Here is a 12,181-nt window from a genome sequence, read left to right on the forward strand (position 1 = left end):
TGGGTGCTGATTGTCACGTCCGCAAAGGGCCGGATCGGCTGCCCTATCTCTTATCTCCCGGTGTTAGCTTTCTGAGCTGACCTGAGCGGCGAACCTGTGTGACGCATGAGCACACATGAACGAAGCGGAGCGGATCGGACCCATGGGACGAGCGGAAGAGAGACGCGCCAGACAGCGCGGTGGGCGCCGGGCGGCACCCAAGAGCCGCCGTTCGTCGGCTGCGGCCGGGAAGAGCGGCATACGCAGGCTCTTCACCTGGAAGAAGCTCCTCGGCACCTTCCTCGGCCTGTGCCTGCTGAGCATGGGCGCCTTCGTCGTGCTGTACATGATGATCGACATCCCCGAGGGGAACGCCGACGCCAAGCGGCAGAGCAACATCTACAAGTACAGCGACGGCTCGATCATGGCCCGCGACGGCAAGGTCAACCGCGAGAACGTCGATCTGTCCCGGGTCCCCAAGGACGTGCGGCTGACCTTCGTCGCGGCCGAGAACAAGACCTTCTTCAAGGACTCCGGCGTCGACTTCAAGGGCACCGCCCGCGGCCTGTTCAACACGCTGTCGGGCCGGGGCGCGCAGGGCGGTTCGACGATCACCCAGCAGTACGTCAAGAACTACTACCTGACGCAGGAGCAGACCGTCTCGCGCAAGCTGAAGGAGATGGTCATCTCGCTGAAGCTGGACCGGGAGGAGTCCAAGGACTACATCCTGGCCGGCTACATCAACACCAGCTACTACGGCCGCAACGCCTACGGCATCCAGGCCGCCGCTCAGGCCTACTACCGCAAGGACGCCGAGGAACTCACGGTCGCGCAGGGCGCCTACCTCGCCGCACTGCTCCAGGCCCCCAGCCAGTACGACTGGGCCGTCGCCTCCAAGGACGGTAAGAGGCTGGTGAAGGCGCGCTGGAACTACGTCCTCGACAACATGGTCGACGAGGGCTGGCTGAGCGCGTCCAAGCGGGCCGACATGAAGTTCCCGACGCCGGAGGAGCCCAAGCCCGCCCCCGGCATGGAGGGTCAGAAGGGCTACCTGGTCAACGCGGCCAACGCGGCACTCGAGAAGCAGCTCGTCGCCGATGGCACCGCCGACAACACCAAGGAAGCCGAGGCGTTGGTCAACGCCGGCGGCTGGACCCTCACGCTCAACATCGACAAGAAGAAGCAGGCGGCGCTGGAGAAGTCCGTCCGGCAGCAGCTGACCAGCAAGCTCGACCCCGCCAAGCGCAAGGTGGACGGAGACGTCCAGGCCGGTGCCGTGTCGGTGAACCCGAAGACCGGCGCCGTGGTCGCGATGTACGGCGGCGAGGACTACTTCAAGCACTACACCAACAACGCCACCCGCGCCGACTACCAGCCCGCCTCCACCTTCAAGCCGGTCATCCTGGCCGCGGCCCTGGAGGAACAGGCGAAGACGCAGGACGGCAAGCCGATCAACGCGAACACGATCTACGACGGCACGAGCAAGCGCCAGGTCGTGGAGAACGGCACCAAGGTCGGCTTCGCCCCCGAGAACGAGGACGACCGGAACTACGGCCCGATCTCCGTCCAGACGGCGATGAACAAGTCCGTCAACTCCGTCTTCGCGCAGATGGGCGTCGACGTCGGCATGTCCGAGGTGGTGAAGGTCGCCGGCAAGCTCGGCATGGACACCGACAACATGGAGGCCGTGCCCGCGCAGACCCTGGGCAGCATGGGCGCCAGCCCCCTGCAGATGGCCGGTGTCTACGCGACCCTCGACAACCACGGCAGGAAGGTCACCCCGGCCATCCTGAAGTCGGCGGAGCACCTCAACCAGAACCCCACCATGCCCGACCCGGTCGGCGACCAGGTCATCAGCCGGGAGGCCGCCGACTCGGTCACCTCGGTGCTGACCGGCGTGGTCGACGACGGCACCGCCCAGGCGTCCGTGCGCAACAACCCCCTGCGCGACGGCCAGCAGGTCGCGGGCAAGACGGGTACGTCCGACAACAACAAGTCGGCCTGGTTCACCGGCTACACGCCGAAGCTGGTCACCTCGGTGGGCCTGTTCGGCGAGGACGCCAAGACCCATGCCCAGGTCCCGATGTACAAGGCGGTGGGCGAGCCGCGCATGAACGGCGGTGACTTCCCGGCGCGGATCTGGGCGGCGTACACCTTCGGCGTGATGGGCGGCGTCAGCAAGTTCGACCTGGAGACCCAGCAGGGCGCCGCCGTCCAGCCGACCTGGACGCCGACGCCCACGCAGGAGCCGACCGAGGAGCCGACGAAGGAGCCGACGACCGAGGCACCGTCGTCGTCCCCGCCGCCGACGACGGAGGAACCCTCGTCGTCCCCGCCGGCCACCCCGTCGACGAACCCGCCCAGCTTCTCCCCGCCCACGACCCCGCAGACGACACCGCCGGGCAGCGGCGATCCGTTCGACCCGATCAGGCCGGGCGACGACGACCAGTAGGGGACGGACCGGCAGCAGACGCCGAAGGGCGCCCGGTGGACACCGGGCGCCCTTCGCCTGTCCTTGGCCGTTCAGCCGCGGTTCAGCTCGAACCAGACCACCTTGCCCGTGCTGAGCCGGGTCGCGCCCCAGCGCCGGGCCAGCCGGTTCACCAGGTACAGCCCGCGCCCGCCCTCGTCGGTGGCGCGTGCCTGGCGCAGCCGCGGCAGTTGCGGCACGTCGTCACCGACCTCGCAGCGCAGCACGTCCGTGCGCAGCAGCCGCAGCGTCACCGGCCGCGAGGCGTAACGCACGGCGTTCGTCACGACCTCGCTGACGAGCAGCTCGACGGAGTCGCTGAGCTCCTCCAGCCCCCAGCGCTGCAACGCGCGCCGGGCCAGCCGGCGGGCCCGGCCGGGAGCCGCGTCCTCCGGCTCCAGGAACCAGTACGCCACGTCGCTGGGCGCGATCCCGTCGAAGCGGGCGGCGAGCAGCGCGATGTCGTCGTCCCGGTCGCCCGGACCGAGCATGTCGAGCACCTCGTCGCACAGCGCCTCCAAGGGCGGCGGGTGGTCCGGCCCGGTGAGCTGCGCCACCGCGGCGAGCTTCTCCCGAAGCTGCTCGATGCCGGTCCACACGTCACGCAGCCGGGACTCGACCAGGCCGTCGGTGTAGAGCAGCAGCGTCCCGCCGGCGGGCGCGTCCAGCTCCACCGCCTCGAAGTCCACGCCGCCGACGCCGATCGGGGCGCCGGCGGGCACGCGCAGCACCTCGGCGCGGCCGCCCAGGTGCAGCAGGACGGGCGGCGGATGACCGGCGTTGGCGATGGTGATGCGGTGCGATACCGGGTCGTACACGGCGTAGAGGCACGTCGCCATGCGGTCCACGCCGAGGCGCTGGGCCTGTTCGTCGAGGTGGTGCAGGACCTCCTGCGGCGGCAGGTCGAGGCCGGCGAGGGTCTGGGCCGTGGTGCGCAGCTGGCCCATGATGGCGGCCGAGGTCATGGAGTGGCCCATGACGTCACCGACGACCAGGGCGACCCGGCTGCCGGGCAGCGGGATCGCGTCGTACCAGTCGCCGCCCACCCGGGCCGTCTCCGCCGCCGGCAGGTAACGGGAGGCCAGCCGCACGCCCGTCGGGCGGGGCAGCGTCTCGGGCAGCATGGTGCGCTGCAACTCGTCCGCGATGTAGGCCTCGCGGCCGTACAGCACGGCCTTGTCGATGCCGAGGGCGCTGTGCGTGGCGAGCTGGGCGGCGACCAGGAGGTCGTCCGGGTCGAACGCGATGCGCTCGGGACGGCGCAGGAACAGGGCGGCGCCGATCACCCGGCGCCGTCCGCGCAGCGGGGCGAGGATCGCGCGCTGCCCGTCCGGCACGGCGAACTCGCCCTCCTCCCCGAGCAGTTCCGGCAGCGCGGCGCGGGCCGCGGGGGCGTCGGTGAACACCGGGCGCACCCCCCGCAGCACCTCGGCGAGCGCACTGCCGGGCCGCACCTCGCACAGTTCGGCGCCGACCGTGTCCAGTTCGTTCGGCTCGGGCTGCGCGGCCGGCAGGAAGCCGTTCTCCGTGTCGCGCTCCGCCGGTATCCGGTCGGTGCGGCGCAGCCGCAGCACCAGCGGGCCGGTGGGCCGTTCGTCGCCGACGGGCAGCGGATCGCGCAGATAGACCAGGATCGCGTCGGAGAAGGTGGGCACGGTGGCGCGGCACAGCCCCATGACGATCTCGTCGAGGTCGATGCCGCGGGCGATCCGCCGGGTGGCGGCCCCCACGAACCTGAGCCGGTCGCCGTCCCGCCGCATCGGCGTGGGGCGGCCGGGCGGCAGACTCTGGCCGCTGCGGCGCTCCTGCCCGTCGTTGTTCACCGGCGGCCGGTCCTGTTCGTCGGCCGGCTGGACCGGAATGCCCTCGGGGGCGGGGCGCGGCCGAGGCGTCTCGCGCTCGGTGGTCTGCTCGGCACCCGGCTGGGAGTGCTCGGAGGCGGGGTCGCTCACGGTGTCCTTGCCCTTGCCGAACGGCGTGGAGGTGCCCGGCTCCGACGTGCCCGGCGTGCTGTGTGCCGTCGTGACCGGAACGCTGACGTCGCCGCCGGGGCGGCCCTGTACCGGTAAGGTGCCGGCGCCGGGCGCACGCGCCGGTGCCGGGGTATGCACGAAAGCCCCGCGGGGGTCCGCGGGGTCGACGCCCGCCTGGGGGCGTTCGAACGAGGTCGGCTGCTCCGTCACGCGCGTCGAATCCATCCGTCCGGGGCTGCGCGCCGCGCGCGCAGTTGGTCCCGCCGAAACTCCGATACCCGGATTACGTGCCCCAGGAACGGAATTCCCGCGTGGTCAGAGGTTGTTCCTGTGCCACCGGCGGACCGTCTGCGGTCCCCGGGGGCCTTCCGACGGCCCCTGGGGCCTGTGGCGCAGGCCCTGCCGGTGTTGCCCTCGTACCCCTCGCTCACGTCCTGCCGCCCCTCGGTGACGATCGGTCAAGCCCAGCGCGTGTTCCGGTAGTTGCCGCCGCGCGCCCTTGCGGAGGACGATCCTACGTTTCTTGCCCGGGGGCGCATCAAGGGTCTCATGAGGACAGTTGCGCGGGCGTACGATCCCAGTCCTCCGGGAGTGACGGTACAGCCCAGGAGGGATCCGGGCGCCAGTGCTGCCAGCCTTCCGAGAACGGCGGCCCCCAGGCGCGGATCACCTCCACCGCTTCCCGTCCCGCCGCCTGTACCTTTTCCGCCAGTTGGTCGTCCATCAGCCCGTCCCGGCGGGCCTGGGCGAACTCGTCCTCGTCCCGCCAGTGCCAACTGCGGTCGGGATGGACGGAGATGTCCAGGAAGTGGTCGACGGAGTCGACACCGGCGGCCCATCGGGCCAAGGGCTCCTCCAGGTTCACGTACCAGTTCTTGAACTGCCAGCCCGGCTCCCAGAACAGCCACACCGACCAGGGCTCGCCGGGCCGGGCCAGCTTCAGCACGCCCGTGCCGAACCACCGGTCGCGCTGCACGGTCCGCGGCTTGGTGTAGCGCGACTCCAGCGGCTCCACGTGTACGGGCGTGCCGTCGGCGAGCACGGGCTTCACACACTCGGTGCCGGGCGCCAGCCACACGGCGAGCAGGTCCGCGTCGTCCCGGACGACGGTGACGGGACGCGCGATGTGCACCTGCGTGCCGCCGTTCTCCCGGTACCGCCACAGGATCCGGCTCCCGGGCGCCCAGAAGCCTGCCGCACCACCCGTTTCCACGCGTCTCATCGCATCACCGTCTGCCATGACCAGATATTAGGTGCCGTAGGCATACGACGCTGCGGCGCGTGTCACGGTTCACGCGCCGGGCACACGAACGAGCCCCTTTGTCACGGGTGCGTCATCCGCAGGACATCGAGCGCCTCGTCGAGCTGCTCCGCGGTCAGGTCCCCACGCTCCACGTACCCGCCGTCCAGCACGACCTGACGGATCGTCTTCCGCTCGGCCAGCGCCTTCTTGGCGACCTTCGCTGCCTCCTCGTACCCGATGTACTTGTTCAACGGGGTCACGACGGAGGGGGAGGACTCGGCGTACTCCCGCGCCCGCTCGCGGTCGGCGGTGATGCCGTCGACGGTGCGGTCGGCGAGCAGCCGCGTCGCGTTGGCGAGCAGCCGGATCGACTCCAGCACGTTCTTGGCGATGACGGGCAGCATCACGTTGAGCTCGAAGTTCCCCGCGGCGCCGGCCGTCGCGACGGTCGCGTCGTTGCCCACGACCTGGGCGGCCACCATCAGCACGGCCTCGGGAATGACCGGATTCACCTTGCCCGGCATGATCGAGGAGCCGGGCTGGAGATCGGGCAGGGCGATCTCCGCGAGACCGGTGCGCGGCCCGGAGGACATCCAGCGCAGGTCGTTGGCGATCTTCGTCAGCCCGACCGCGATGGTCCGCAGCTGCCCGCTGGTCTCGACGACGCCGTCCCGGGCGCCCTGCGCCTCGAAGTGGTTCCGGGCCTCGGTGAGGGGCAGCCCGGTCGTGCGGGCGACCTCCTCGATGACGGCGGCGGAGAAGCCGGGCGGGGTGTTGATGCCGGTGCCGACGGCCGTACCGCCGAGGGGCAGTTCGGCCAGCCGGGGGAGGGAGGCCTCAAGACGCTCGATGCCGTACCGCACCTGGGCCGCGTACCCGCCGAACTCCTGGCCCAGCGTCACGGGCGTGGCGTCCATCAGGTGCGTACGCCCCGACTTCACGACGTCGGCGAACTCCTCCGCCTTGCGCTCCAGGGAGGCGGCGAGATGTTCCAGGGCCGGGACGAGGTCGCGCGTCACGGCCGCCGTGGCGGCGATGTGGATCGAGGAGGGGAAGACGTCGTTGGACGACTGGGAGGCGTTGACGTGGTCGTTCGGATGTACGGCGCTGCCCAGCCGCTCGCTCGCGAGGGTGGCGATGACCTCGTTGGTGTTCATGTTGGACGAGGTCCCGGACCCGGTCTGGAACACGTCGACCGGGAAGTGCTCGTCCCACCTGCCCTCGGCGACCTCCCCGGCCGCCTCCTGGATCGCCTGCGCGATGTCCTTGTCCAGGACCCCCAGCTCGGCGTTGACCTTGGCAGCCGCGCCCTTGATCCGGGCCAGCGCCTCGATGTGCGCACGCTCGATGCGCTGCCCTGAGACCGGGAAGTTCTCCACGGCCCGCTGGGTCTGGGCACGCCACTTGGCGTGCGCGGGCACCCGCACCTCGCCCATGGAGTCGTGCTCGGTGCGGTACTCGGTCCTGTCCTGCTCGTCGGTCATCGACGATCACCTCCACGTGTCACAGCGTCAGCGCCGCGACCACTGTTCCCCGTGAAGGCGAATCATCACCGGCCTTGTCAGGCGAGTCCGGGGCCGCGTACCGGAATGGACGTGAACGTCGGCGCCGGCGCCGGGTCCTGGAAGAAGTCGTTGCCCTTGTCGTCGACCACGATGAAGGCCGGGAAGTCCTCGACCTCGATCTTCCAGACGGCCTCCATGCCGAGCTCCTCGTACTCGACGACCTCGACCTTCTTGATGCAGTCCTGGGCGAGGCGGGCGGCCGGGCCGCCGATGGAGCCCAGGTAGAAGCCGCCGTGGGCGTCGCACGCGTCGGTGACCTGCTTGCTGCGGTTGCCCTTGGCGAGCATCACCTTGGAGCCGCCCGCCGCCTGGAACTGCTCCACGTAGGAGTCCATCCGGCCGGCCGTCGTCGGGCCGAAGGAGCCCGAGGCGTAGCCCTCGGGCGTCTTGGCCGGACCGGCGTAGTACACCGGGTGGTCCTTCAGGTACTGCGGCATCTCCTCGCCCGCGTCCAGCCGCTCCTTGATCTTGGCGTGCGCGATGTCACGCGCCACGACCAGCGGGCCGGTCAGGGACAGCCGGGTCTTCACCGGGTACTTGGTGAGCTCCGCGAGGATCGTCTCCATCGGCTGGTTCAGGTCGATCTTCACGACGTCGCCGCTCTCGTCGAGCTGCTCGTCGGTCGTCTCCGGCAGGAACCGCGCCGGGTCCGTCTCCAGCTGCTCCAGGAAGACGCCCTCGGCCGTGATCTTCGCGACGGCCTGGCGGTCCGCGGAGCAGGACACCGCGATGGCCACCGGGCAGGACGCGCCGTGCCGCGGCAGGCGCACCACGCGCACGTCGTGGCAGAAGTACTTGCCGCCGAACTGCGCGCCGATGCCGATCTTCTGCGTCAGCTCGAAGACCTTTTGCTCCAGCTCCTTGTCCCGGAAGCCGTGCCCGAGCTCGGAGCCCTCGGCGGGGATCTCGTCCAGGTAGTGCGCGGAGGCGTACTTGGCGGTCTTCAGCGCGTACTCGGCGGACGTACCGCCGACCACGATCGCCAGGTGGTACGGCGGACAGGCAGCCGTGCCCAGCGAACGGATCTTCTCCTCCAGGAACTTCATCATGGAGGACTCGTTCAGGACGGCCTTCGTCTCCTGGTACAGGAACGACTTGTTGGCCGAGCCGCCGCCCTTGGCCATGAAGAGGAACTTGTAGGCGCCGCCGTCGGCCGCGTACAGCTCGATCTGCGCGGGGAGGTTGGAGCCGGTGTTCTTCTCCTCCCACATGGTGAGCGGAGCCATCTGGGAGTAGCGCAGGTTCAGGTTCTGGTACGCGTCGTAGATGCCGCGGCTCAGGGCCTCCTCGTCGCGGCCCTGCGTCAGCACGTTCTGGCCGCGCTTGCCCATGACGATCGCCGTGCCCGTGTCCTGGCACATGGGCAGCACACCGGCCGCCGCGATGTTCGCGTTCTTCAGCAGGTCCAGCGCCACGAACTTGTCGTTGCCCGACGCCTCGGGGTCGTCGATGATGCGGCGCAGCTGCGCGAGGTGGGCCGGACGCAGGTAGTGCTGGATGTCGTGGATGGCCTCCTCGGCGAGCTTGCGCAGCGCCTCCGGCTCCACCTGCAGGAAGGTCCGCCCGTCCGGCCCCTCGACCGTGGAGACACCCTCGGAGGTCACCAGCCGGTAGGGCGTGGTGTCCTCTCCCTGGGGGAGCAGATCGGTGTACGCGAACGCAGGGTTGGGTGGGGGGGAATTACGCGGCATCTCAGCCCATTCCTCACTCGACGGACGGGGGCCCGCCTCCGTTGGCGAGCGCCCACCAGCGTAGAACCTGCCGCTGACAGCGAGCCTGTGAGGTAAGGCTCAGTTCGTCACTCGCCCGTCGAGCGGGGGTGTCGCGATCTATCGTGTGTGGGTACGCTGCTGCCGTGGACCTTCAGAAGCAGGACCTCCAGAAGCCGGATCTCCGGCAGCAGGGCGCGCCCGCCGCCTCCGAGCTCCGCGCCTCCGACGCCGAGCGCGACCGCATGGCCGACCTCCTGCACGACGCCCTGGCCGAGGGCCGCCTCACCGCGGACGAGCACGCCGAGCGCGTCGAGGGGGTGCTGCGCGCCAAGACCGTCGGCGAGCTGGAGGTCTTCGTACGGGACCTGCCCGCGGCGCACCGTCAGGGCCCGGCCCACGCCCCGGCCCCCTGGCGTCCCACCGCCGGCGCCATTCCGATCGACCCGGACGACAACGTGGTCGCGGTGTTCAGCGGCGCCGTCCGCAAGGGCCGCCGGCGCACGGGCCGCCGTATCCACGCGTACGCGATCTTCGGCAGCGTCGAGATAGACCTCAGCGAGGCTCTTTTCGACCACCAGCAGGTCGTCGTCAAGTCCTTCGCGATCTTCGGCAGCGTCGACATCCGCGTCCCGGAGAACGTCTCGCTGCGCGGCATGGGCGGCGGCGTCCTCGGCAGCTTCGAGGTGGCCACGCTCGACTCGGACGAACCGGAGGCCCCCATCGTCTACGTCGACGGCTGGGCCGTCCTGGGCAGCGTCGAGGCGCGGCCGAAGCGGGGCAAGACCGTCGCGGACATCCTGGACCGGGTGCGGCGCAAGGCCGACGGGGGTTTGCGCAAACACCTGGGGCATTGACAGCCGCGAATCCCCGAAACCGGCGGTTCGGAACTCAGTGCATAGGCGCGCGTACAGCGGGTAGGCCTTGCTGCATCGTCTCTCGCTCGCGAAGCCGTCGTCAGGAGTAGACCGTGCTGCAACCGCCGCATTCGTCCCTGCAGGTCGCTGCCGTTCCGGCCCCGCGGCTGCCAGCGCGAGACAGGGACCAGGACGCCCCGTGGCACACCGAGGCGGTGTGCCGCCGCGACGAGGCGGGCCTGTTCTTCGCCCCCTCCAAGGAACCGACCGCCGCGAGGCTGTCCCGGGAGGAAGCGGCGAAGCGGGTCTGCGCCCGCTGTCCCGTGATGGTCGAGTGCCGCGAACACGCCCTGCTCCAGCCCGAGCCTTACGGCGTCTGGGGCGGCCTCACCGCCGCGGAACGCCGCGTGGTGCTGGCCCGGCGGCGCCGCCGCGAGATGGAGCTGAAGAAGACGGCCCGCCCGGCGGACCGGATAGCCGCGGCCGGCTGACGGCCGAGCAGCACGAAAGGGCGTCCCCACCGCACCGGGGACGCCCTTTCCGTTCGACGGCCTCAAGGGGCGCGGGGCTGTATCGACTTGCGGCTCCGCCGCGCGGGCGCGGTCAACCACGGCGGACCCGCACTCGCCGGCGATCCGCAGTCCCCACCTCTTCGGCGCGCTACTTCCCCTTGTCGAAGTCGATCGCGCTGTAGGCCCGCAGCTTGCTCAGCCGGTGCTCGGAGGAGATCCGGCGGACCGTGCCCGACCGCGACCGCATCACGATCGAGTCGGTCGTCGCGTTCTCCGCCCGGTAGCGCACCCCGCGCAGCAGCTCGCCGTCCGTGATGCCGGTCGCCACGAAGAACACGTTCTCGCCGGTGACGAGGTCCTCGGTCGTGAGCACGCGGTCGAGGTCGTGCCCCGCGTCGATCGCCCGCTGCCGCTCCTCGTCGTCCTTGGGCCACAGCTTGCCCTGGATCGTGCCACCCAGGCACTTCACCGCGCAGGCCGAGATGATGCCCTCGGGCGTACCGCCGATGCCGAGCAGCAGATCGACCCCGGTGCCCTCCCGCAGCGCCAGGATCGAGCCGGCCACGTCGCCGTCGGAGATCAGCTTGATGCGCGCCCCGGTGTCCCTGATCTCCTTGATGATGCCCTCGTGCCGCGGGCGGTCCAGGATCACCACCGTCACGTCCTCCGGCGCGGACCGCTTCGCCTTGGCGACCCGGCGGATGTTCACCGACACCGGGGCGTTGATGTCGACGAAGTCGGCCGCCTCGGGCCCGGTGACGAGCTTGTCCATGTAGAAGACCGCGGACGGGTCGAACATGGACCCGCGCTCGGCGGCGGCCAGCACCGCGATCGCGTTCGTCATGCCCTTCGCGGTCAGCGTGGTGCCGTCGATCGGGTCGACGGCGATGTCGCACTCGGGCCCGGTCCCGTCGCCCACGCGCTCCCCGTTGAACAGCATCGGGGCTTCGTCCTTCTCGCCCTCGCCGATGACGACGACGCCGTTCATCGAGACGGTGGAGACGAGGGTCCGCATGGCACGCACCGCGGCACCGTCGGCGCCGTTCTTGTCACCCCGCCCGACCCAACGGCCCGCGGCCATCGCCGCCGCCTCGGTGACCCGGACGAGCTCCAGGGCGAGGTTGCGGTCGGGGGCCTCGGAGGGCACATCGAGTTCGGACGGCAAATGATGATGCTCGGTCATCGGAGCGCACCTTTCTGTACGGCGACGGCCGGATGAGGGTGTTGTCGCCCGACTCTATCCCCGAGCCCGCAAAATGAGCAGGGGCCCCCACGGATGAGCGCGGCAGGGACCTGCGACGATAGGGGGCGTGGCAGGCGAGAACGGCAAGCAGAAGACGGCGCGGGACATGATTCTCTCGATGGGGATCATCATCCTGGTGGCGGGCTTCGTGTACCTCTTCATCCCGCACGACGACAGCGCGCCCGACGTCAAGGCCGTCGACTACCGGGTCGAGCTGCTCACGGCACGCCGCGCCGCCTCCTACCCCGTGGCCGCGCCCGAGGGGCTGCCCGACGCATGGAAGGCCACCTCCGTCCGCTTCCGGGGCGACGAGTTCGACGCCTGGCACCTCGGCTTCCACGATCCCGAGGGGGAGTACGTGGCGGTCGAGCAGTCCACTCAGCGGCGCCCCGTCTTCCTGGACGAGGCGACGCAGGGCGCTCACGAGACCGGGAAGACCGAGAAGATCGCCGGTGAGACCTGGACCCGTTACGAGGGCGGCCGCTACGACGCGCTGGTCCTGGAGGGCACCAAGGGCTCGACGACGGTCGTGACGGGCACCGCGTCGTTCGCGCAGCTGACGAAGATGGCCGAGGCGCTGCAGACGAAGTGAACGCACATGAGGAAGGCCCCCGGCGCTGGTGCCGGGGG

Annotated in this window: 9 protein-coding genes; 4 read left to right on the top strand and 5 right to left on the bottom strand. The window is 70.4% G+C overall.

All coding sequences use genetic code 11. The features are described from left to right. Window positions 1–142 precede the first annotated feature (142 nt). On the top strand, window positions 143–2,431 hold the full coding sequence (locus ACFY5B_RS30825; protein ID WP_389975648.1) for a transglycosylase domain-containing protein: 2,289 nt from the start codon (window positions 143–145) through the stop codon (window positions 2,429–2,431). 71 nt (window positions 2,432–2,502) lie between these two features. Here the strand turns inward: ACFY5B_RS30825 and ACFY5B_RS30830 are convergent, their stop codons facing one another. The 4 genes from ACFY5B_RS30830 to ACFY5B_RS30845 form a co-directional block, all read right to left on the bottom strand. After that, window positions 2,503–4,647 carry a SpoIIE family protein phosphatase gene (locus ACFY5B_RS30830; protein ID WP_389975651.1) on the bottom strand — a complete coding sequence of 715 codons (2,145 nt, stop codon included), beginning with the start codon at window positions 4,645–4,647 and terminating at the stop codon, window positions 2,503–2,505. Between the two features lie 322 nt (window positions 4,648–4,969). Continuing rightward, a complete protein-coding gene (locus ACFY5B_RS30835; protein WP_389975653.1) occupies window positions 4,970–5,662 on the bottom strand; it encodes a DUF402 domain-containing protein in 693 nt (230 codons plus the stop codon). Window positions 5,663–5,745: 83 nt separating this feature from the next. Continuing rightward, window positions 5,746–7,149: a class II fumarate hydratase gene (locus ACFY5B_RS30840; protein ID WP_389975655.1), complete on the bottom strand. Its 1,404-nt coding sequence runs from the start codon at window positions 7,147–7,149 to the stop codon at window positions 5,746–5,748. A gap of 77 nt (window positions 7,150–7,226) precedes the next feature. Further along, window positions 7,227–8,921, bottom strand: coding sequence for a fumarate hydratase (locus tag ACFY5B_RS30845; RefSeq protein WP_389975657.1), 1,695 nt, complete (start codon window positions 8,919–8,921; stop codon window positions 7,227–7,229). A gap of 164 nt (window positions 8,922–9,085) precedes the next feature. On the opposite strand from ACFY5B_RS30845, the gene ACFY5B_RS30850 reads away from it, so the two are divergent. Further along, window positions 9,086–9,796 carry a DUF1707 domain-containing protein gene (locus ACFY5B_RS30850; RefSeq protein WP_389975659.1) on the top strand — a complete coding sequence of 237 codons (711 nt, stop codon included), beginning with the start codon at window positions 9,086–9,088 and terminating at the stop codon, window positions 9,794–9,796. A gap of 113 nt (window positions 9,797–9,909) precedes the next feature. After that, window positions 9,910–10,287, top strand: a complete 378-nt coding sequence (locus ACFY5B_RS30855) for a WhiB family transcriptional regulator (protein ID WP_389975661.1) — start codon at window positions 9,910–9,912, stop codon at window positions 10,285–10,287. 169 nt (window positions 10,288–10,456) lie between these two features. Here the strand turns inward: ACFY5B_RS30855 and glpX are convergent, their stop codons facing one another. After that, entirely contained in the window at window positions 10,457–11,491 is a 1,035-nt protein-coding gene (gene glpX / locus ACFY5B_RS30860; RefSeq protein ID WP_344458566.1) for a class II fructose-bisphosphatase, read from the bottom strand. Window positions 11,492–11,618: 127 nt separating this feature from the next. Here glpX and ACFY5B_RS30865 point away from each other — a divergent pair, with 127 nt between their 5' ends. Further along, the gene (locus ACFY5B_RS30865; protein ID WP_389975664.1) at window positions 11,619–12,143 is read left to right on the top strand and encodes a DUF4245 domain-containing protein; all 525 of its coding nucleotides are present in this window, start codon (window positions 11,619–11,621) and stop codon (window positions 12,141–12,143) included. Window positions 12,144–12,181 lie beyond the last annotated feature (38 nt).

Source organism: Streptomyces sp. NPDC013187, from assembly GCF_042899705.1.
Lineage (GTDB): Bacteria > Actinomycetota > Actinomycetes > Streptomycetales > Streptomycetaceae > Streptomyces > Streptomyces hawaiiensis_A.